Below are 21,395 nucleotides of genomic sequence, written 5' to 3'. Positions count from 1 at the left end.
ATGCCGCATTATGAACGTATCCTGATCACGGGCGCCGCCGGCCGGCTCGGCTCGCAATTGCGCAAGGGGCTGGTGCCGCTGGCAAGCAAGATCCGCCTGGCGGGGCGCGAACCGTTCGGCGATCTGGCGCCGCACGAGGAAGAAGCAGTCTTCGACCTCGTCGACATGGAGGCGACAATCGCGGCGATCAAGGACTGCGACGCGATCGTGCATTTCGGCGGCGCGCCGCTCGAATGCGAGTGGCAGACCATCCTCGACTCAAGCATCCGCGGCTCCTACCACATTTACGAAGGCGCCCGGAAAAACGGCGTGAAGCGCGTCATCTATGCCTCCTCGGTGCATGCCGTCGGCTATCACGAGGTCGAGGCACATATAGGCGTCGACGCGCCGGTGCGGCCCGACAGCCTCTATGGCGTGTCGAAGAATTTCGTCGAGAGCCTTAGCCGGCTCTATTGGGACAAGTTCGGCATCGAGACAGTATGCCTGCGCATCTTCTCGTCCTTCCCGGAGCCGGCCGACCGGCGCATGCTGTGGTCCTATCTCTCCTTCGCCGACTGCGTGCGCCTGGTCGAGGCATCGCTGACGGCGCCGCGCGTCGGCCACACCATCTCGTTCGGTCTTTCCAACAACAAGCTGAAGATGGTCGACAACAGCGGGGCGAACCATCTGGGATTTATTCCGCAAGACACTGCCGAACCATTCCGAGCTGCCGTCGAGGCGAAGACGCCCGTTCCCGATCCGACAAAGCCATCGGTCAAGTATCTGGGTGGCTGGTTTTGCGAACTCGGTCACCCGGATGACAAACCGACATGATGGCCAAGTAGCGCGACAGGCAACTCGCGGCCCGCGTCTCAATTTGGATACGGGCGCGGCGACCACTACCTCGAAAGGCCGATAAGCGGCGCAGAGCTGCCGTTCACTTCACGCAATGCGTAAGTCGGCTTCGGGGTCAGTCGAGACCCAGGCAGAACGCACCAAGCTGCTTTGGCGCTGACCAACCAGCCGATTTGCACGCCAGACTACGCCGTAGCTCTCCACGACGGCATGCCACTTTACACCCGGCTCCAGTCGGGCTTGGGGATAGTCCAGTCGCTTGGAAGGAAGACGAGAGCCGCAAGAGCAACCAACATCGGACGAAGACCAAGTGGGCGCCGGGCTGCTCTACACTGCCGACCGGCCCTCACTCCCACTCGATTGTTCAGATGGCATATAACCCGTTGAAATCACTAGAAAATATTTTTCAACATCGCGCAACCTCCGACATCAAGACCGTCAAAAAGTTACGCTTTTGATTTTAAAAGAGAAAATCGCCGGAAAAATATTTTGAGGTTTCACCAACTATCGGGACCAATCGGGCGATTTTTGCACCTCGCGACGTTCGATGGCGCGCTCAGGTCGTCTCAAAAAGTACCGTCACCGCCCCAGCTAAGGCATTTGCCAGAGGCCATAGCGATCGACAAGCAACCGGTGTTACACACACCCTGCTGCAGGCGGTGTGTTGTGAGCGCTGGCATCCACTCGATTCCTGCCGAAATTCCGGCTAGCTTGGCGACAGATGGCTCAGTTCTGGTCGGCGAATCATAATCAGACCGCCCGTCAAGAGATTGATGGGCAACACCTTTGGTCCCCCAAGACCGAGAGCAATGGCGCGCGAAATGAGTTCTACAACAATATGCGCCGTGCAACGCCCGGCGACTTTGTCCATTCGTATGCCGATCAAGCAATTGGCTATATGGGCAGGATAGCGGAATTCGCCTTCACCGCTCCGAAACCAATGGAGTTCGGAAAGACCGGAGCTTATTGGAATCAAGAGGGATGACTTCTGCCGATCATTTGGACACCGCTTTCCCCTTCGATCCATCTCAAAACAACAACAGAGAGTCTCGGCCCGCTCCCGCCGAGGCGATATTCGCCAATCCATCTAGTTTCGGACTCTGGCAATCAGAAAGCCTATCTGACAGGCATTCCACAGAAGTAATACAAATTAAAAATTGCGGCCTCATGTTTCAAAACCAGGATGGTTTCGAAGCCGGCGGGTCGCTCACGGTCCTCAACGCGAGAATTCTAAGAGACGTTCAACAATGACCCAGCACGCAGAAAACGCTCGAATTCTCATGTACAGCCACGACACGTTCGGGCTCGGCCACTTGCAGCGCTGCCGGACGATCGCGCATTCGCTGGTCGAGGATTTCCGCGGACTTCAGGTGCTTATCATTTCGGGTGCGCCTATCGCTGGCGCCTTCGACTACCGCGCCCGTGTCGACTTCGTGAAGATCCCCAGCGTCATCAAGTTGCGCAACGGCGAATACACCTCGCTGGAAAAGGATATCGACCTGCATGAGACGCTAAGGATGCGCCAGTCGATCATCCGCCACACAGCCGAGACCTTCCGGCCGGATATTTTCATCGTCGACAAGGAACCGCTCGGCCTGCGCGGTGAGATCGAGGACACGCTGTCCTACCTCAAGACGCGGGGCACCACGCTTGTGCTTGGCCTGCGCGAGGTGATGGATGCGCCGCATCTGCTCGAAGCAGAGTGGGCACGCAGGGATGTGATGCGCAAGATAGGCCTGTTCTACGACAAGGTCTGGGCCTATGGCCCGCCGGATTTCTACGATCCGTTGACCGGCTTGGATGTGCCGCCGGCTGTCAGGGCAAAGATGAGGTTCGTCGGTTTCCTACAACGGAGCCTGCAGCGGAACGAGTTGCCCGGCCACCGGCCCGAGGGCGATTATATCCTCGTTACCACCGGTGGCGGCGGCGACGGCGCCGAATTGATTCACGACGTCATCGATGCCTATCAGCAGGACCCGCAATTGCAGCACAGGGCGCTGATCGTGCTCGGGCCTTACATGCCGGCGCGCAAGCGCAACAAGCTGCTCAAGAAGGGGTCCAAGATCCCCTACATCAAGATCATCGAGTTCGACAACCGCATGGAAGACCTGATTGCCGGCGCCAAGGCGGTAGTGGCGATGGGCGGTTACAACACCTATTGTGAGATACTGTCTTTCGACAAGCCGGCGCTGATCGTGCCGCGCGTCGAGCCCCGCGAGGAACAACTGATCCGCGCTCGGCGCGCAGCCGAACTCGGCCTCATCGAGATGCTTTTGCCGGAAGAAGCCAAGGATTCCCAGCGGTTTGCCGATGCACTGGTGGCACTGCCGGACCGGCCCCGCCCATCGCAGAGCAATCCGCATCTGAGGCTGGAAGGGCTGCCTCATATTTCCGAAATCGTCGCCGAACTGCTCGACCGGCGAGTCGGCCATCACCTTTCGGTCATTGAAGGAATCAACTGACTTGCAACATCGCAAGATCGTCGTGGTTCTGAAGGGCTATCCGCGGCTGTCGGAAACCTTCATCGCGCAGGAACTGCTCGGTCTGGAGCGTGCGGGGCTCGACCTGATACTCGTCGCGCTCAGGCGGCCGACCGACGCAAAACGCCACCCCGTGCATGACGAGATCAAAGCGTCCGTCCATTATCTGCCGGAATATCTGCATGAAGAGCCGCTGCGCGTGCTTCGCTCGCTGTTTGCTTATCTGCCGCGGCCGGGCTTCTGGCGCGCGCTCGGATCGCTGGCTGCCGATATCCCCCGCGACTTTACGCGCAATCGCGTGCGCCGCTTCGGGCAAGCGCTCGTGCTGGCGGCCGAATGGCCGGAAGACGCGGGATGGTTGCATGCACATTTCGCGCACACGCCGGCATCGGTGACGCGCTATGCCAGCCTGCTTCGTAGCCTGCCCTGGAGTTGCTCGGCCCATGCCAAGGACATCTGGACTTCGGCGGACTGGGATCTGGCTGGCAAGCTTTCCTCGGCGCGCTGGACGGTCACTTGCACGAAAAGCGGCTTCGACCGTCTGAAAGAACTCGCCAACGGCAACTCGTCTGTGCATCTGAGCTATCACGGGCTCGACCTTGATCGCTTCGGCAGTTTCGGCGAGGCGCGAAAACAGCATGACGGCTCGGTGCCGGACGAACCGGTTATCGTTCTGAGTGTCGGGCGCGCCGTTGAAAAGAAAGGTTACGATACCTTGCTGGAGGCCCTTGCCCTCTTGCCTGGCGATCTGGCGTGGCGTTTCGAGCATATCGGCGGCGGCGAGGAACTGGAACGGTTGAAGGCGCTGGCGCAAAAGCTCGGCCTGGATGGTCGCGTCTCTTGGAAAGGCGCGCTTGCGCAGGAGGAGGTCCTTGAGCACTATCGCTGCGCCGAAATCTTCGCCCTGGCCTGCAGGATCACGGCAAATGGCGACCGCGACGGTCTGCCGAATGTTCTGGTGGAGGCGGCTAGCCAGCGGCTTGCCTGCGTGTCGACCGATATTTCCGGCGTGCCGGAGCTCATATCGCCGGATGAAACCGGGCTGCTGGTTCCGACGGAAAACCCAATTGCCCTGGCACAGGCGCTGGAGCGCCTGATCCGTGATCCCGTGCTGCGCGCCCGCCTCGGCGACGCCGCAGAGCGGCGCGTGCGCGGCAATTTCGATCATATGGCGAGCATTGGACAGCTCAAGGAACTGTTCGAGCGCGAGTGGCGGGCCGCCGATTGAAGCGGCTGCGCGCCTTCCTCTATGTCCAGCACCTGCTCGGCATCGGCCATCTCGCGCGCTCCAGCCGCGTCGCGTCGGCTCTGGTCGATGACGAGTTTGACGTAACCGTCGTGACCGGCGGAGCGCCGGTCGCGGGGTTTCCGGGACTGGGGGTAAAATCTGTAACCCTGCCACCTGTCACCTCCGGTGATGAAGGATTTTCCGGACTTGTCGACTTGCAGGGCAAACCCATCGACGATGATTTCAAGAAATGGCGTTCAGAGATGCTGCTCCAGGCATTCCGGGATTGCAGGCCTGATATCGTCATTGTCGAGGCGTTTCCATTTGGACGCCGGCAGATGCGTTTCGAACTCTTGCCGCTGATCGAGGCCATCGACGCAACGTCGCCCAGACCGCTGCTGGCGACGTCCGTCCGTGATATCCTTCAGGAGCGCGTCAAGCCGGGCCGAAACGAGGAAACGGTCGATCTTGTCAACAGGCATTTCGACCTTGTTATGGTCCACGGCGACCCGGCTTTCGCAACAATCGACAAGTCATTTCCACTGGCTAGGGCGATCAGGGCCGAGGTCACCTACACAGGGCTCGTTGCCGCGCCGCCATCGCCCGCGGCCTCCGAGCGCTTCGACGTTCTGGTGTCGGTTGGCGGCGGAGCTGCCGGAAAGAGCCTTGTCAGCTCCACCATCGCAGCGGCGCGGAATGCCAACAACGGTTGGAAATGGTGTTTGATCACCGGACCAAACCTGCCGAAAGACGAGTTTGACGCGATCGCACGCGATGCCACGCCGGGCCTGTCCATCTTCCGGTTTCGCGAGGATTTCGCCAGCCTGCTGACCGGCGCCCGCCTGTCAGTCTCGCAGGCGGGTTACAACACGGTCTGCGATGTCCTGCGCGCGGGTTGTCGCTCCCTGCTCGTTCCATTTGCAGCCGGCGGGGAAACCGAACAAACGGTTCGCGCCCTGATGCTCGAAGAACTCGGTCTTGCAACGGTGCTGATGGAAAATGACCTAACGCCTGAAGGTTTGGCGCAAGCGATCGAACAGGCGCTTGTGGCACCGACACCATCCGCGCATCGTCTCGATCTGGAAGGCGCGCGTCGCTCGGCGCAAATCCTGCGCGAGCGGTATCGAACATGGTCGCTAAAAATGGGGCACGATTTCAGAAAAGCTCATAATCAACCAGACGATGGAGCCTAGAGCGTTCATCGTTTCACGGAAACGCAGAACCGCTCTATCTCTTTGTTTTGACGCAAGTTCGCACGGAAGGCTACGGCGAAGTCGCCGAGCCTAACCGTTTCACACTTTTTCCTGGAATTGCTCTGACGCGCGTCGTGTCTGGTAAGATTCGTGCGACGCGCTTCAAGTCCTTGTTTTATGCATGTCGTCGTCCCAAAGCTGCGACGCACATTTGGGCGAAATGCATTAGACAGTTCCAATCAGCATGAAGCGCGTATAATTTTTTGTCGGCAGTTCGCCGGAGAACCGCACCTCCCGTAGCGCCGCCATTGCTTCGAAGGCTGCAAGTGAAGCCACGCAATTGATGTGCGTCGGCTCGCTGAAATAATCGTTCGATTGCAGGAGAACATTCGTGCCCCGCGGAAGCAGAGCAAGCCAGGCGCGCAGATCGGCTATGTGTTCGCAGCTCGTATTGACCGTCAGGTCGGGTCGCCTGGCCGCATAGTCGAGTGCATACATATCTGCCGTCAGCGCCCGGAACCGGTCGCCGGCTTCCCGGTTGAGGGTCCGGGCGACCGGCGCGACTTCGGGATCGATGTCGATGCTATCGACCGCCGCGATGTCGAAGCGGGCGTCGTTGAAAAGCATTGCCGGCAACACGCCGTACCATCCACCCAGAACCCATATGCGTCCGAACCGGCCGCCGCAGCTTTCGAACAGCCTGTCGAGCGCCCACATCTTGCAGGCGACCTGTTTGTGGTTAAAGGCGTTGGCGATATCGGCCTGCGGATGCTTGGCGATGACGCGCGCCAGCCCTGCCACGAGAGGGTGGTTGACATAGGCAGCAATTCCGCGCGTGAGGTCCAAGGCTTGATCGTGCCAGTCCATGCCGGCATTGCGTGGTTGCGTGACATCCATCATACTCGTCTTGTATGTTGGGATTTCGGGCGACACAACGCAATCTTGCCTCCCGCAAGGCTGTTTGATTCGCGGACATGATTATGCTGCAAGCCGCTTCGCCATTGCCCGGTGCCGGAGAGAGCCTGTTGCATCTGTCCGGACCGTCGGTGTCCATCCGCCAGCACCAGCCGCGCAGCTGCAGCCTCGTGCTGCTCGGCTATTCGCCAAAACCCTACGGAAGCCGCGAACGGTTTGGCCAGCTGTTTTCTTCGCTGATCAACAATACCCATGTCGTTGTCATCGACCATGCGCCGGAACCGGATCGCGCCGCCTCTCAGGTTCCTTCCATCGTTGAGCGCAGGACAGTCTCCGTGCGCTGCAGCTTCGAGCTTGTCGTATCGACAAAGAAATTGCCGATACGCCATTCGTCAGCAGGTGCTTTTACATCCTGCATCCTTCCAACTGAACGATCCACAGTCGCATATGGAACCTAGCCTAGCCCGCTATATCTGGACGCACACCAAGAGGCAGCAGGTCTGGATATTGCTGATCGTCGTGCTTTCGATGATCCCGTATTTCTTGTCCTTCGACCTGCCGAAGCTGATCGTCAACGGCCCGATCCAAGGTCGCGGCTTCGAGCAACCGGGCGCGACCCGGCCATTCATGAAGCTACATTATGACCTGCCGTTCATTGGAGAGGTCCAGTTCTTCTCCGGTTTTCAGCTCGACCGCACGGCGACACTGTTTGCCCTGAGCGTTGTGTTCCTCTTGCTAGTCATCATCAACGGCCTGTTCAAACTCTACATCAACACCTACAAGGGCCGCCTCGGCGAACGCATGCTGCGGCGTATCCGCTTCGATCTGGTCGATCGTGTGCTGCGGTTTCCGCCGGTTTACTTCAAGCGCGTGAAATCCGCCGAAGTGGCGACCATGGTGAAGGACGAGGTGGAGCCGCTGGGCGGCTTCATCGGCGATGCCTTCGTGCAGCCGGTACTGCTCGGCGGCCAGGCACTGACGGCCATGCTGTTCATCATGGTCCAGAACTTGTGGCTCGGAATGATAGCGGTCGTGATCGTGGTGATCCAGATCGTGCTCATCCCGCGAATGCGGCGGCGGCTGATCGTGCTCGGGCGCGAACGGCAGTTGACCGCGCGCGCGCTCTCGGGCCGGGTTGGCGAAATCGTCGACGGTATCGGCGCGGTTCACGTCCACGATACATCAAACTACGAGCGCGCCGACATAGCTGCCCGGCTCGGGCACATCTTTAAGATCCGCTTCGATCTTTACCAATGGAAATTCATGGTGAAGTTCCTCAACAATATTCTCGCGCAGCTCACACCCTTTCTGTTCTACATGATCGGCGGGTATCTGGTCATCCAGGGGCGGCTGGACGTCGGCCAGCTCGTGGCCGTGATCAGCGCCTACAAGGACCTGCCCGGACCGATGAAGGAACTGATCGACTGGGATCAGGCGCGGCAGGATGTCCAGGTCAAGTATCAGCAGGTCGTTGAACAGTTCACCGTCGTGGATCTCATTGCGCCGAGAATCGGGGCATTGACGATCGACGATCCCGATCCGATGACCAACCCCCTGTCGGCGATCAGCCTGTCCATAGCAGACGATGGCGGTGCAATGCTCCTCGACCGTATCTCCTTCCAGGTCAAGCCGGGTGAGACGGTGGCGCTGGTGAGTACCGCAACAGGTGGAGCGGAGGCACTTGCAGAAGCCTTCGCGCGGCTGAACTGGCCGCACAGCGGAAGGGTCGCTTCGGGCGCCGACGACCTGCTTGAACTGCCCGAAGCAGTGACCGGCCGGCGCATATCCTATGCCTCGTCGGATGTTTTCCTGTTCCAGGCAAGCCTCCGCGATAACCTGCTCTACGGGTTGAAGCATGCGCCGCTGACATCGGTGCCTTATGACGGTGCCGCGGCAGACCAGCACCGCTGGAACATCCACGAGGCGCGCCGGTCGGGCAATCCGGATCTTGATATCCACAGCGACTGGATCAGCTATGCTTCCGCCGGCGCTACCGGCCCGCACGACCTCTTTGAAGCAGTGCGCCGGGTGCTCGACGCGGTTGTTCTGTCGCGCGACATTCTGGATCTTGGCTTGCGCTCTTCGGCCGACCTCACGCGTCATACGGAGCTTGCCAGGCGGATCGTTGAACTGCGTGCGGCGCTGCGAACCCGGCTGGAACACGAAGGGCTGAGTGGACTGGTGGTTCCTTTCGAGCCGGGCGCCTACAACAAGGAAGCAACGATCGGCCAAAACCTGCTCTTCGGCGCTGCCGCCGGCCCCGAACTGGCCGACAGGGCTCTGGCGGCCAATCCCTATTTCGCTTCTGTGCTGAGGCAAGACGGCCTCGACCGCACGCTCTACGAAATGGGCATGGAAATCGCCCGACAGGCGATCGAGCTGTTTGCCGACCTGCCGCCCGATCACCAGTTCTTCCAGCAGCTCGCCTTCATGAGCGCCGAGGAGATACCCGCCTACGAAACCTTGCTGCAACGGCTCAAGAACCGTCCCTACGAGGCGGTTTCGGAGAACGACCGCGCCATGATCGTCACCTTGAGCTTTGCCTATATCGAGCCGCGGCACCGCTTCGGCCTGCTAAGCGACGAGCTGATGAGCAAGATCGTCGCTGCACGCAACCGATTCTATGAGAACCTGCCGCCCGAGCTACAAAATGCGGTCGAACGGTATGATCCTGCCAAATACATTGCCGCGGCTACCGTCATGGACAATGTCCTGTTCGGGCGTGTGGGCAACAACCATCCCGACGCGCCGGACCGCATACGCTCCATCGTCTATGACATTCTTGACGAACTGGGGCTTTATGCCGAAGTTCTGGATGTCGGCCTGGACTTCAACGTCGGCTCCGGCGGCAGGCGGCTCACCGGTGGACAGCGACAGAAGCTCGATGTTGCCCGGGCCCTGCTCAAGCGTCCCGATTTTCTCATTCTCAACCGGCCGCTGTCGGCGCTCGACCAGCGCATGCAGGATAAGGTGCTGCGAAACGTGCTTGAGGAGGCCAGGCGCGACGGCCATTCGCAGGCAATTGTGTGGGTCGTGACGAATCCGGCAATGGCGATGATGTTCGATCGCGTTATCGTCTTCGACTCGGGTCAATTGGTGGAGGACGGAACACACGAGACGCTTTTGGCAGGAAACGGTATCTTCAAGGAACTGGTGTCTTAGACTAATCTGCCAAACGTGAACTTTGGGAAGGTTTGCGACAATGCTGCTCAAGGATGAGGTTGGAATGCTGCAACGCGTTCCCTTGTTCTCTGGCATAGAGCCGACAAAGCTCAAGCTGCTTGCGTTCACATCCGATCGCGTGAGCTACAGCGCCGGCCAGATCCTTTTCAGGCAGGGCGACGAGGGAGACGCCGCCTATGTCATCCTTTCAGGCACAGCGGATATTCTGGTCGATTCCGACAGCGGACCGATAAAGGTTGCCGAACTGGCGCCAAATTCGATTGTTGGCGAGATCGCCATATTGTGCAACAGCACCCGCACGGCCACCGTCAAAGCGGCATGTCCGCTGGAAGCCTTGAGAATCCGCAAGGATCATTTCCTGAGGCTTATGAAGGAGTTCCCGGAAATGACCATCGAGATGGTGCGGGTTCTTGCCGATCGCCTAAACCATACGACCGCGGATCTGATCGACGCACGAAGCGCCAAGTAACGAATGACGTGCGATCGATGCTCGCAGTCGTGATGGCACTGGCCTCTTACCGACAAGGTCACCAGGAGAAAAACCTGTCTCGCCTAGCAGCAGTTGTTTGGCTACGATGGGCGATGGGGATTGCGAAGGGGTAGCATGGACGACGACGTTTTCCTGGTCAGGTTTTGGGGCGTGCGCGGCAGCATTGCGGTATCGGGGCCAGAATTCTCTCGCTATGGCGGCAACACAATCTGCATTGAGATGCGATGCGGTAAGCATACGCTTCTGTTCGACGCAGGCTCTGGCCTGCGGCCTGCCGGCCGGGCGCTTCGGGCGTCGGGCGTGACCGATTTCGACCTGCTTTTCACCCATTGTCATTACGATCACATCATCGGGCTGCCGTTTTTTGCGCCGATCTATGACCGGAGCGCCAAGGTTGTGCTTTGGTCCGGGCATCTTGCAGGACGTATGACGACCCGGCAGATGGCCGATGAGTTCATGCGGCCGCCGTGGTTTCCGGTGAAACTGGATGTCTGCAAGGCAAGCCTCGACTGCCGCGATTTCGTATCCGGAGACGTGCTTCGGCCGCGCGAAGGGGTGGTGGTCCGAACGGGCAGTCTTATCCATCCGGGCGGCTGCATAGGCTACCGGGTGGAATGGGGCGGCCGCGTCGTGGCGGTGATCACAGACACTGAGCACGAGCCGGACAAACTCGACCAGGCGGTGCTCGGCCTGATCGAAGATGCCGACCTCGTCATTTACGACTGCACTTACACCGAGGAGGAAATGGAACGCCACCGCGGTGACGGGCACTCGACATGGCAACACGGCGTCAAGCTCTGTGAGGCGGCCGGTGCGCGGGGGCTTGCGCTGTTCCACCACGATCCGACACGCACCGACGAGGAACTGGACAAGATCGAGAAACTGGCCAAGGACAGGTTTGCCGGCGCATTTGCCGCGCGGGATGGCCAGACGCTCAAATTTCCAGTCTCATTACATAAAAAGCGCTGAGCTATTTTCCTTTGCCGGCGCTGCGCCCGATCAATGTCCTGATCGGAAGCCATGCGCAGGCTTCAGTCTGTGCGGTGACTGTGAACAGCCGTTCGAGGAAAAGCCAGGCCGATTCATCATGTACGAGATGGTGGGTGAGCAGGCCGACCGGTTCGCCACTGTCGAATGCATGCTGCAATTGCGCGATGATGGCCTGAACCAATAGGCCATGATCGCGGCAACCGCGCGTGCCATGCCAATCCATGATGTCGACATTGCTGTTGATGACCGCCAGCGAAGCCGGCTTCGGCGGCCCATAGACCGACAATGCCGCAAATCCTATCGATCCAAGGTCGGATACCAAGCCGGCGTCGATCCTGTTCCAGGGTGGCACCAGCATCGGAACGGCACGTGCGCCGTGCAGGCCGGCTACGTGCGAAAGCCCGCGAGCCAGATCATCGAGCACTGCCTCGCGTGGCCGATGCGGGCCGAGCTCCTGCTTTTTCTGGTCCTCGGGCGCATGATTTCGGTGCGCCCAGCCATGGATGGCGACCGTGGCATGCGGCGCCTCGTCAAGCCGGGCGACAAGCTTCTCATCAGTCAGGGCCGGAATGACGGCCAGAGTGACCGGAACCGCGAACTCACCGGTGAGGTCGAGCAGCCGATCGAGCGCAGGCGTCGGATCCACGGCGTCATCGTCGCGCAGCCAGAACTCTGCCTTACGGTCCGCCCGTTGCCGGCTCGCCAGTTCGTCCACCAAGGGTTGCCAGATCCGGTCGGATGTCATGAAACCGGGATCTTCGCAAGAAGTTCGGCCAGACGCGCCGCCGCAGCACCGAGGGAACGTTCTTCAAGGATGAAACGTCTGGCTTCTGCGGCCATGATGGTTCTTTCGTCGTTACGGGCCAGAAGCCTTTCAATGGCAAAAGCGAACGCCGCCACATCGCCCGGCGGGGTGAGAAACCCGGCCTGGCCATCCCGCACAACCTCCGGCACGCCGGCGATGTCCTGAGCCACCACCGGAAGGCCCGCGGCCTGTGCTTCAAGATAGGCAACGCCATAGGCCTCGCCGAACCCCGGCCAGACGTAAATTCCCCCACTGTAGAGGACATCCGGCACGGCGGCTGGCTCAATCGCGCCAAGCCATTCGACACGGTCGGCGGGCAAGCCGGCGAATTGCGCTTTGACCTCTTCACGGGCAGGCCCGTCTCCGACGACCGACATGGTCCAGGGCAAGTGGCCGATCGAACCGAGCGCTTGCGCCAGCATGCGATAGCTTTCGACTTTGTCGCCCGGGCGCATCATGGCGACGGTAACGAGGCGCGTCGGACAACCCCGTGCCGGCGTTTCCCGGAATACCGATGTGTCGATGAAGGGCGAAAGCATGCCGAAAGCGGCCTCGGGTATCGCATCTGCCAGTCCCTGACGATCCCTTTGCGTGAAGCAGATGTTCAGCGCCGCCTGTTCGACGGCTCGCGCCACCAACGCTTGCGTATCGGCCCACAAACCGGTGTTGCGCCGCCTCGAATAGGAGGCTTCCGCTGTCACCAACGGGACACCAAAGGCCGACACCAGCTCGGGCCCGATCAGGTCGGGCGCCTTGTAATAGGGATGATAGGAGAACCACAGATCGGGCTTGCCGTCACGATTCCAAAGCCTTGCCAGCCGCGCGGCTTCCTCCCGGGCCTCGATCTTGAGCGCATCGAAACTTTTCGGATCCGGTTCGCGTAGATAGAAGCGCAATTCGGATGCCAGTTCGACGCTATGCCCTCCGTGCTCCAGCGCCTTGACCAGCGTCCGTGCCATCTGGCGGTCGCCGGAGGCAACGGGATGATTGGGCGACTTCAGCGGCGCGTAGAAGGCAATTCGCATCGCCGGACCCTATCATCGGAAAGCCTGCGCAAGTCAATTTCGAAGCATGATCGACTTCACCTTCAAGCAGTGGAATGTGCTATCTGATGCTCATGGAAACAGCTGCCGCGTCCGACCCGTTTGTCGCTTCTCTGCCGGTCTTCGCAAAGTTCGAAAGCGTTGCCGATATCGACAACTATCGGCCTCTCCCCGATGGTTGGGCGCTGGCCACCGCCGATATCGTCGGCTCGACCAAGGCGATTGAGGCTGGGCGCTATAAAACCGTTAATATGGCCGGCGCCAGCGTCATTTCGGCGCTGCTCAATGCGCTGGGTCGGCAAGATCTTCCCTTTGTCTTCGGCGGCGACGGCGCGCTCGTGGCGTTTCCCGGCTCGGCGCTGGAGATCACCCGCAACGCGCTGGCGGCTGTCCAGAGATGGGTGGCGGAAGAACTGGGCCTGACCTTGCGTGCCGCAATCGTGCCGATAAAGGATATAAGAGCGCAAGGCCTCGACGTTCGCGTGGCGAGGTTCCAAGCCTCCGAAGCGGTCTTCTATGCCATGTTCGCCGGCGGTGGCGGCAGTTGGGCGGAAGCAGAGATGAAAGCCGGGCGCTACCGCATCGATCCTGCGCCGGCCGGCGCGCGGCCGGATCTGACCGGTCTCTCCTGCCGCTGGAACCCGATCGAGGCCCGGCATGGCGAAATCGTCTCGATCATCGCCATACCGGGGGTGTCGCGCGACTTGCGCGGTTTTCAGTTTCTGGCTTCCGACATCATCGCCCTTGCCGGCAGGCAGGAACGCGATGGCCACCCGGTGCCAGTGAACGGGCCGGGCTACAGTTTGCTGCCCGCCGGCCTCGATATCGAGGCGCGCGCCACGGCGCCGCCAGGACGGCGGTGGCTGTCGAAGCTGTGGATAGTGTTCCTGATGACGCTTACGGCCGTCGCCGATAGATATGGCTGGACGATCGGCAGTTTCGATCCGAAGATCTACAAACGCGACGTGGCCAGCAATTCGGATTTCCGGAAGTTCGACGACGGCTTGAAGATGACCATCGACGTTGACGCGGATGTGTTGCAACAGATCGAGAACCGGCTGAAACAGGCGGAAGAGGCGGGCATCTGCAACTATGGCCTGCACCGCCAGAAATCGGCCTTGATGACATGCCTCGTCGCCTCGCCGCTGCAGCGCGATCACGTTCATTTCATCGATGGCGCCGCCGGCGGCTATGCGATGGCTGCCGCAAGCCTGAAGGCGAAGGTGCCGGTTTGATGACGGCTTGCGGAAATCGATCTTCCGCAATATGCCTCGGCCATGGTTCCTGGGACCAAGTGAGCCTCGCCATGGGAACGGACAGCCTGTCCGAATTGACGGGAAAGCAGATTTTTGGACGCCTCACGATCGATATATGACCGTCTTCTAAACCGGATTTCGACGCGTGCCGCGCAAGTCGGCGTGATCGGATTGGGCTATGTCGGGTTGCCGCTGGCGGTTGCGATCGCACGCGCCGGCTTCCCGGTTTCCGGCTTCGACATCGAAGCCCAGAAGGTCGAGAGGCTGAACAACGGCCAATCCTACATCGAGGCGGTGACGTCGACAGCCCTTGCCGGCCAGGTGGCGAGCGGACGGTTCCGCGCCACTGCGGATTTTGCCGAACTGGCCGTCTGCGATGTCATCATCATCTGCGTTCCAACACCACTGACGAAACACCGTGAGCCGGATCTCTCCTTTGTCAGGAACACGGCAGGCACCATCGCGAAGTATCTGCGTCTCGGCCAGCTGATCGTGCTGGAATCGACCACCTATCCCGGCACCACCGACGACGTGATCAAGCCCATACTGGAAGAAACCGGCTTGCAGTCGAAGATAGACTTCTTCCTCGGCTTCTCGCCCGAACGCGAGGATCCCGGCAACCGCAGCTTTGAAGTCGCGACGATCCCCAAGGTCGTGGCAGGCGACGGCATTGAAGCGGCGGCGCTCGTGCAGGCCTTCTACCAGGGCGTGGTCAAGACCGTCGTTCCGGTTTCCACCACGGCGACCGCCGAGGCGGTCAAGCTGACGGAAAACATCTTCCGCTCGGTCAACATAGCCCTCGTCAACGAGTTGAAGGTCGTGCTCGGCGCGATGGGCATCGACATCTGGGAGGTGATCGAGGCGGCAAAGAGCAAGCCCTTCGGCTACATGCCTTTCTATCCTGGCCCCGGACTTGGCGGGCACTGCGTTCCGATCGATCCCTTCTACCTGACATGGAAGGCGCGCGAATACGAACTGCCGACCCGCTTCATCGAGCTGGCGGCAGAGATCAACACGGCCATGCCGCGTCATGTGGTCGATGAACTGGCGAAGGCGCTGGACCGGCGCTGCGGCAAGGCGCTCAGCCGCTCGCGCATTCTCATCATCGGGCTCGCCTATAAGAAGAATGTGCCCGACATCCGCGAAAGCCCCTCATTGCGACTCATTGAACTCATCGAGGAATGGGGCGGCAAGGCGGAATTCCACGATCCGCATGTTACCGAGATCCCGACCACACGGGAGCATATGGCGATCAAGGGGCGCCGCTCGGTCGAATTGACCGAGGCGGCCTTGAAGGATTTCGATGCTGTCATCGTTGCAACAGACCACGACGCGATCGACTATCAGACGATCGCTGACCACGCCCTTCTGATCGTCGACACACGCAATGTTTTTGGCCGCCTCGGGTTGGCCCGAGAGACGATGGTGAAGGCTTGACGGCGTCTGAGCCGGCGAATTTTTTGCCCGATGTCAGGATCGTGATTGCATCCGCCGGCAGGCTCGCCACATAACGCCATAAGACATAGATGCAGTTACGCCTGCTCCTTGGCTGCAAGGACAGCCATCGGGAAGTTGCCGCCGAAGCCGGTCTCGTTGACTTCGGGGGTCTTATCTTTGGGTCGTTGGCGGACTGTGTTATGGCGGATCAAAGGATAATGGCTCCCTCTTCGACGGGTTTCGAGATAGCATGAGCACAGCGCAAGCAGAAATTTCCACCATTCTCATGGATAAGGTTGCCGATTGGCTGAACCAATCGGCGCTGGCGGGCAACGACCTGGAAACATTGGTAAAAGGCTTTTGCGAACGGCTGGCTGCCGCCGGCCTGCCGCTGAAGCGGGTGCATTTGAGCTTTTCGATGCTTCATCCGCTTTATGACGCGCTTGGCTTCACCTGGTTTCGCGGCCAGGGCATGGAAGTGGAAGGCTTCCGCAAGAAGGCCGGCGTGCCGTCTGACAGATTCCTGACCAGCCCATACTACCATCTGCTCAGCAACAAGCTCGACCATCTGCGACGCCGGCTCGACCCGTCGGTGCCGTCGGAGTTTCCTGTTTTCGATGACCTCCGGCATATGGGCGTCACCGATTACATGGCTTTCGTCCATCCCTTCAGCGGCAACACCAGTCAGGGCATGATGGGGTCTTGGTCCACCGACAGTGCTGAAGGCTTCAACGACAGCATGATTTCGGCGCTGCTGCGCATCCAGAGCCATCTCGCTATCGCAACCAAGATGGCGGTGCTCACCAAGCTCGCCGACAACGTGATGACCACTTATCTCGGCGGCGACGCCGGCAAGCGCGTGCTTGACGGCCAGATCAAGCGCGGCGAAGGCGATACAATCCGGGCCGCACTGGTCATGGCCGATATGCGCGGGTCGTCAAGGCTTGCCGAAACCTCCGGCCGCGAAATCTATATCGATACGCTGAACCAGTTTTTCGACGCCGTTGCTGCGCCTTTCAATCGCCAAGGCGGGCAGATCATGAGTTTCATAGGGGATGGCTTCATTGCCGTCTACCCTTGCGAAAGGCACCGCTCGCAGTCCGAGATCGCCTGCCAGGCTGCTCTTGCGGCAGCGCACAAGGCCACCGCGCGCATGATGGATCTCAATCTGCGAAGAAAGGAAAAGGGGTTGTCCGACATAAAATTTGGCATCGGCCTGCATGTCGGCAACGTGATGTTCGGCAATGTCGGGCTTACCGACCGGCTCACATTCTCTGTCTTCGGCTCGGCTGTAAACGAGGTCCAGCGCCTCCAGACCCTGACCAAGAAATATCCGCACAGCGTTCTCGCCAGCAAGGACTTCGTCAGCTATTGCGGCGCCAACAGCTGGCTGACGCTCGGCAATGAGGAACTGGCGGGCATCAAGCAGAAGCTGACGGTGCTTTCACCCGATCTGTCGGGTGCTCTCGCACTCGATGAAGACGGTGCGCTGGAGCCGATTTACGACCGAAGATCGGACGCCGAGCAGGTCATGCTGCTTCATCGCGATGCCGCGCGGCTGTCGGCGGGCGACCGGAGGAAGCTCCAGTAACCGCCACGATCTGATCCGAACGCCTTTGGTAGGCAGTCCGGTCGCCGGTTCCGCCACTGGCGACCGTTTCGAATCCAAGTTGCTCTAGGCTGGCAATGCGCTAGTCTCGCTTTCTGGCCTGCCGCCCGGCAGGCCGCCAGAGTGGGGCTGGTGTGAGAATGAATTCGGGTGTTGATCTGCTGCGGATGGAGGATGTTGGCATCTCTTTTGCCATTATCGGGGGACCGTTGCATGCCGTTAGGCGTGCAAATCTTCGCGTCCTGCCCGGCAAGGTTACCGCGCTTGTGGGCGAGTCAGGTTCCGGAAAATCGGTTTTGAGCCAGGCAGTGATGGGCATTTTGCCGAACACAGCCCATGTTCGCGGCCGTATCCTGTTTTCCGATCCTGAAAGGCCCGGCACGACGCAGGATATCCTGCAGATGCCGCGTGATGGACCCGAAATCCGGGCGTTGAGAGGCAGCCGCATCGGCATGATCTTTCAGGAGCCGATGACATCGCTGTCGCCGCTGCACACGATCGGCAACCAGGTCAGCGAATCCCTGCAGATTCATACGCCCATGGCTCGGGCGGAGCGCAAGGCGCGGACCGAGGAAATGCTCAGCCTTGTCGGCTTTCCCAATCCCAAGCGCGCCTATGACATGTATCCGTTTGAACTTTCGGGAGGATTGCGTCAGCGCGCCATGATCGCCATGGCGCTTATCTGCCGGCCCGCCCTGTTGATCGCCGACGAGCCGACGACGGCGTTGGACGTCACCATCCAGGCGCAAATCCTGCAATTGCTGCGCGAGCTTCAGACCAAGCTGAACATGGCGATGCTGCTGATCACGCACGATCTCGGCGTGGTCGCCAATGTCGCCGACGAGGTGGTGGTCATCTACCATGGCGAGATCATGGAAGCGGGACCTGTCGAGGCGATATTCCGCCGGCCAGGTCACCCTTACCTTAGGGGCCTGATGGCAGCCGTTCCGCATTTCGACCTGAAGCCTGGCGAAAGGCTGAAGGCGCTCCGCGAGGTGCCGGTGAATGTCGGGAACCTGCTCGGCAAGCAGACGGCGCCGGTATCGAAGGGGCCGCACGACATCCTGCTGTCGGTCAGGGATCTGAAAAAGGTCTTCACCATCCGCAAGTCCGGATGGTTCGGCGGGGATCATCAAACCTCTATTCGCGCCGTGGACGGCGTGAGCTTCGATATCAGGCGGGGTGAGTGCCTGGGTTTGGTCGGCGAAAGCGGCTCCGGCAAAACCACTGTCAGCAAGATCCTCATGCGGGCTGTCACCCCTAGCGGCGGCTCTGTGATCTTCAACGGCCGCGATGGACCGATCGACGTCTTGGAAGGCGAGGGAGACGCCCTGCGCCTGCTGCGCGCGAAAATCCAGATGGTCTTTCAGGATCCGGTTTCGTCGCTTTCACCTCGCATGACGGTGGAGAACATCTTGAGCGAGCCGCTGGAAATCCATCAACGCGGCAATGCCGCGTCCCGACTCGCCACGGTCAAGAGCCTGATGCAGGCAATCGGGCTCGATCCGCGCTTCATCAAGCGTTATCCGCACAGTTTCTCCGGCGGGCAGCGTCAGCGTATCGGCATCGCGCGCGCGTTGGCGCTGGGGCCTGAACTTCTGATCTGCGACGAGCCGGTTTCGGCGCTCGATGTCTCTGTCCAGGCGCAGATCCTGAACCTTCTGAAGGACCTGCAGAAGGAACTGGGCTTGACCTACCTGTTCATATCCCACAACCTGGCGGTGGTGGACTACATGGCAGACCGCATCGCGGTGATGTGCGGGGGGCGTATCGTCGAGCTTGCGCCGCGCGAAATTCTGCTTAGGAAACCGATCCACCCCTACACGCGCTCACTGGTCGCCGCAGTACCTTTCCCCGATCTCGACAGGCCGATGGATTTCAAGACGCTGAAGCTCAGCGGCGCTTCCGACACCAGCGCATGGGGACCGCAATTCCGCGACGAGGGCGACGAGGATATGATGTCGCCGCTCGATCTTGGCGGCGGCCACCTCGTGCTGGCCCGACGTTCGGCCGATGTCAGCGAGCTACGCCATTGATCAGCCGGCGCACCGTCCTTGGGCTCATGGCTTCGGCATTTCTGCCGGGCACGTTGCGCGCCGGCGATCTGGAGCCGGAATTTCTTCAGCCGTTGCTGAAGGCCTTGGCGCTGCCGGCACTCGCCGAACGCTTGCCCAAGAGCCCGCGCGTGTTGAATCTCGCTGCGATGGGCCGGCAGCCCGGCCAGTATGGCGGCACGCTGCGCACGATCATCGGCAGCCAGAAAGATATCCGGATGATGACGATCTACGGGTATGCTCGCCTGGTCGGCTATGACGAAAAGCTTAACTTGCAACCCGACATTCTCGAAAGTTTCGATGTAACGGATGATCGCATCTTCACTTTCAAGATACGGGAAGGACATAAATGGTCTGACGGTAGCCTGCTGACGCCGGAGGATTTTCGCTATTGCTGGGAAGATGTCTGGCTGAACGATGAGCTTTCGCAAGGCGGGCTCGCCCCGGGCCTGCTGGCGGACGGCAAGCCGCCGCGCTTCGAGATCGTCGATCCGTTAACGGTCCGCTATAGTTGGGATGCGCCCAATCCCGACTTCCTGCCCAAGCTCGCTGCTGCTTCGCCGCTATCGCTTGTTCTGCCGGCCGCCTATCTCAAGCAGTTCCACAAGAAATACCAGGATCCATTCCGGCTCGCTGGCCTGATGGAGGAGAACAGGGCCAAGAAATGGACGCTCCTGCATATCCGCATGTCGCGGCAGTATCGTCCGGAGAACCCGGAACTGCCGACGCTAGATCCCTGGCGGAACCGGACCAAGCCGCCGGCTGAGCAGTTCGTCTTCGAGCGGAACCCGTTCTTTCATCGAATAGACGAGAATGGCCGGCAACTGCCCTATGTTGACCGGATTGTCATGAATGTCAGCTCGTCGGCGATCATTTCCGCCAAGACCGGCGCGGGCGAGAGCGACCTGCAATGCATGGGAATTGACTTCGCCGATTACTCCTTCCTGAAGGACGCGGAGAAACGCTACCCGGTGAAGATGCACCTCTGGAAACGCACACAGGGTTCGCGGCTGGCGCTGCTGCCCAATCTGAATTGTGCCGACCAGGTGTGGCGTGGCCTTTTTCGTGACGTGCGCGTGCGCCGCGCACTTTCGCTCGCTGTGGACAGGCGCGAGATCAATATGGCTGTGTTCTACGGATTGGCGCAGGAAAGTGCCGATACAGTCCTGCCGGAGAGCCCGCTCTACCGGCCGGCATTCGCGAAAGCCTGGGTCGCCCATGATCCCGACCGGGCCAATGCCTTGCTCGACGAGGTCGGGCTTCAGACGCGCGACGATGACGGCCTGCGAATACTTCCCGATGGACGCCCGGCGCAGATCATAGTGGAAACGGCCGGCGAAAGCACGCTGGAAACCGACGCACTCGAACTCATCACCGATCACTGGCGCCAGATCGGCATCGCCCTGTTCATCCGGACTTCGCAGCGCGACATCTTCCGCAGCCGCGCGCTTGGCGGCCAGATCATGATGTCGATGTGGTCGGGCATCGACAATGGCGTGCCGACCGCCGACATGAACCCGTACCAGCTGGCCCCCACCGTCGACGACCAGCTGCAATGGCCGCTCTGGGGTGCTCACTACTTGTCTCACGGCACGCTCGGTGAGGCGCCCGATCTTCCGCCTGTGGTCGAGTTGATGGCTCTGCTCAAGCGCTGGAACGCATCGACCGAAGCCGCGGAGCGCGCCGAAATCTGGAATTCAATGCTGTCGATCTACACCGATCAGGTGTTTTCGATCGGCACGGTGAACGGAACGCATCAGCCGGTTCTGGCGTCCTCGCGGCTGCGCAATCTGCCTGACAAGGCGCTCTACGGCTACGACCCGACTGCCTATTTCGGTGTCTACATGCCGGATACATTCTGGCTTGGAGAGACCTGAG

Annotated in this window: 17 protein-coding genes; 14 read left to right on the top strand and 3 right to left on the bottom strand. The window is 60.3% G+C overall.

From position 1 onward, the window contains the following. From EH240_RS13340 to EH240_RS13320, 5 genes are all read left to right on the top strand, one after another. Window positions 1–813, top strand: coding sequence for an NAD-dependent epimerase/dehydratase family protein (locus tag EH240_RS13340; RefSeq protein WP_124998902.1), 813 nt, complete (start codon window positions 1–3; stop codon window positions 811–813). A 742-nt stretch (window positions 814–1,555) separates the two neighbouring features. Further along, on the top strand, window positions 1,556–1,819 hold the full coding sequence (locus EH240_RS13335; protein ID WP_167484011.1) for a hypothetical protein: 264 nt from the start codon (window positions 1,556–1,558) through the stop codon (window positions 1,817–1,819). Window positions 1,820–2,081: 262 nt separating this feature from the next. Then, window positions 2,082–3,296 (top strand): glycosyltransferase family protein, encoded by a 1,215-nt coding sequence (locus EH240_RS13330; protein ID WP_124998900.1) that lies wholly within the window; start codon window positions 2,082–2,084, stop codon window positions 3,294–3,296. Window position 3,297: 1 nt separating this feature from the next. Then, window positions 3,298–4,542, top strand: coding sequence for a glycosyltransferase (locus tag EH240_RS13325; RefSeq protein WP_124998898.1), 1,245 nt, complete (start codon window positions 3,298–3,300; stop codon window positions 4,540–4,542). Next, entirely contained in the window at window positions 4,539–5,735 is a 1,197-nt protein-coding gene (locus EH240_RS13320) for a glycosyltransferase family protein (RefSeq protein ID WP_124998896.1), read from the top strand. The genes EH240_RS13325 and EH240_RS13320 overlap by 4 nt, the downstream gene beginning before the upstream one ends. A gap of 225 nt (window positions 5,736–5,960) precedes the next feature. Here EH240_RS13320 and EH240_RS13315 read toward each other — a convergent pair whose 3' ends face one another. Then, complete coding sequence (locus EH240_RS13315) at window positions 5,961–6,632, bottom strand: class I SAM-dependent methyltransferase (protein ID WP_124999028.1); 672 nt, start codon at window positions 6,630–6,632, stop codon at window positions 5,961–5,963. A gap of 83 nt (window positions 6,633–6,715) precedes the next feature. Between EH240_RS13315 and EH240_RS13310 the strand changes: the two genes are divergently transcribed. From EH240_RS13310 to EH240_RS13295, 4 genes are all read left to right on the top strand, one after another. Further along, window positions 6,716–7,108 carry a hypothetical protein gene (locus EH240_RS13310; RefSeq protein WP_124998894.1) on the top strand — a complete coding sequence of 131 codons (393 nt, stop codon included), beginning with the start codon at window positions 6,716–6,718 and terminating at the stop codon, window positions 7,106–7,108. Beyond that, window positions 7,098–9,812: an ABC transporter transmembrane domain-containing protein gene (locus EH240_RS13305; protein WP_124998892.1), complete on the top strand. Its 2,715-nt coding sequence runs from the start codon at window positions 7,098–7,100 to the stop codon at window positions 9,810–9,812. Before EH240_RS13310 ends, EH240_RS13305 begins: the two co-directional genes overlap by 11 nt. Before the next feature lie 40 nt (window positions 9,813–9,852). Continuing rightward, window positions 9,853–10,302 (top strand): cyclic nucleotide-binding domain-containing protein, encoded by a 450-nt coding sequence (locus EH240_RS13300; RefSeq protein ID WP_124998890.1) that lies wholly within the window; start codon window positions 9,853–9,855, stop codon window positions 10,300–10,302. Between the two features lie 135 nt (window positions 10,303–10,437). After that, complete coding sequence (locus EH240_RS13295) at window positions 10,438–11,292, top strand: MBL fold metallo-hydrolase (protein WP_124998888.1); 855 nt, start codon at window positions 10,438–10,440, stop codon at window positions 11,290–11,292. A 1-nt stretch (window position 11,293) separates the two neighbouring features. Here the strand turns inward: EH240_RS13295 and EH240_RS13290 are convergent, their stop codons facing one another. Together EH240_RS13290 and EH240_RS13285 are read right to left on the bottom strand one after the other, a co-directional pair. Further along, complete coding sequence (locus tag EH240_RS13290; protein ID WP_124998887.1) at window positions 11,294–12,058, bottom strand: polysaccharide deacetylase family protein; 765 nt, start codon at window positions 12,056–12,058, stop codon at window positions 11,294–11,296. Continuing rightward, complete coding sequence (locus EH240_RS13285) at window positions 12,055–13,143, bottom strand: glycosyltransferase family 4 protein (RefSeq protein ID WP_124998885.1); 1,089 nt, start codon at window positions 13,141–13,143, stop codon at window positions 12,055–12,057. Before EH240_RS13285 ends, EH240_RS13290 begins: the two co-directional genes overlap by 4 nt. 74 nt (window positions 13,144–13,217) lie before the next feature. Between EH240_RS13285 and EH240_RS13280 the strand changes: the two genes are divergently transcribed. The 5 genes from EH240_RS13280 (at window position 13,218) to EH240_RS13260 (ending at window position 21,394) form a co-directional block, all read left to right on the top strand. After that, window positions 13,218–14,396, top strand: coding sequence for a DUF3095 domain-containing protein (locus EH240_RS13280; protein WP_124998883.1), 1,179 nt, complete (start codon window positions 13,218–13,220; stop codon window positions 14,394–14,396). Window positions 14,397–14,510: 114 nt separating this feature from the next. Next, window positions 14,511–15,854, top strand: a complete 1,344-nt coding sequence (locus EH240_RS13275; RefSeq protein ID WP_124998881.1) for a nucleotide sugar dehydrogenase — start codon at window positions 14,511–14,513, stop codon at window positions 15,852–15,854. A 250-nt stretch (window positions 15,855–16,104) separates the two neighbouring features. Continuing rightward, entirely contained in the window at window positions 16,105–17,445 is a 1,341-nt protein-coding gene (locus EH240_RS13270) for an adenylate/guanylate cyclase domain-containing protein (RefSeq protein WP_124998879.1), read from the top strand. Window positions 17,446–17,603: 158 nt separating this feature from the next. Next, the gene (locus tag EH240_RS13265; RefSeq protein WP_124998877.1) at window positions 17,604–19,499 is read left to right on the top strand and encodes an ABC transporter ATP-binding protein; all 1,896 of its coding nucleotides are present in this window, start codon (window positions 17,604–17,606) and stop codon (window positions 19,497–19,499) included. Further along, window positions 19,496–21,394 carry an ABC transporter substrate-binding protein gene (locus EH240_RS13260; protein ID WP_124998875.1) on the top strand — a complete coding sequence of 633 codons (1,899 nt, stop codon included), beginning with the start codon at window positions 19,496–19,498 and terminating at the stop codon, window positions 21,392–21,394. The genes EH240_RS13265 and EH240_RS13260 overlap by 4 nt, the downstream gene beginning before the upstream one ends. The last annotated feature ends 1 nt before the right edge of the window (window position 21,395 follow it).

The sequence above is a fragment of the Mesorhizobium tamadayense genome (assembly GCF_003863365.1).
Taxonomy (GTDB): domain Bacteria; phylum Pseudomonadota; class Alphaproteobacteria; order Rhizobiales; family Rhizobiaceae; genus Mesorhizobium; species Mesorhizobium tamadayense.
Note: the sequence above shows the minus strand (reverse complement) of the source record. Positions and strands in the feature narration are given on the sequence as shown.

What these genes read in the sequence shown, in the direction of transcription:
- EH240_RS13310 (WP_124998894.1), top strand. Translation starts at nt 6,716, where the DNA reads ATGCTGCAAGCCGCTTCGCCATTGCCCGGTGCCGGAGAGAGCCTGTTG.
- EH240_RS13295 (WP_124998888.1), top strand. Translation starts at nt 10,438, where the DNA reads ATGGACGACGACGTTTTCCTGGTCAGGTTTTGGGGCGTGCGCGGCAGC.
- EH240_RS13280 (WP_124998883.1), top strand. Translation starts at nt 13,218, where the DNA reads ATGTGCTATCTGATGCTCATGGAAACAGCTGCCGCGTCCGACCCGTTT.
- EH240_RS13270 (WP_124998879.1), top strand. Translation starts at nt 16,105, where the DNA reads ATGAGCACAGCGCAAGCAGAAATTTCCACCATTCTCATGGATAAGGTT.
- EH240_RS13305 (WP_124998892.1), top strand. Translation starts at nt 7,098, where the DNA reads ATGGAACCTAGCCTAGCCCGCTATATCTGGACGCACACCAAGAGGCAG.
- EH240_RS13265 (WP_124998877.1), top strand. Translation starts at nt 17,604, where the DNA reads ATGAATTCGGGTGTTGATCTGCTGCGGATGGAGGATGTTGGCATCTCT.
- EH240_RS13340 (WP_124998902.1), top strand. Translation starts at nt 1, where the DNA reads ATGCCGCATTATGAACGTATCCTGATCACGGGCGCCGCCGGCCGGCTC.
- EH240_RS13300 (WP_124998890.1), top strand. Translation starts at nt 9,853, where the DNA reads ATGCTGCTCAAGGATGAGGTTGGAATGCTGCAACGCGTTCCCTTGTTC.
- EH240_RS13315 (WP_124999028.1), bottom strand. Translation starts at nt 6,632, where the DNA reads ATGGATGTCACGCAACCACGCAATGCCGGCATGGACTGGCACGATCAA.
- EH240_RS13290 (WP_124998887.1), bottom strand. Translation starts at nt 12,058, where the DNA reads ATGACATCCGACCGGATCTGGCAACCCTTGGTGGACGAACTGGCGAGC.
- EH240_RS13330 (WP_124998900.1), top strand. Translation starts at nt 2,082, where the DNA reads ATGACCCAGCACGCAGAAAACGCTCGAATTCTCATGTACAGCCACGAC.
- EH240_RS13335 (WP_167484011.1), top strand. Translation starts at nt 1,556, where the DNA reads ATGGCTCAGTTCTGGTCGGCGAATCATAATCAGACCGCCCGTCAAGAG.
- EH240_RS13285 (WP_124998885.1), bottom strand. Translation starts at nt 13,143, where the DNA reads ATGCGAATTGCCTTCTACGCGCCGCTGAAGTCGCCCAATCATCCCGTT.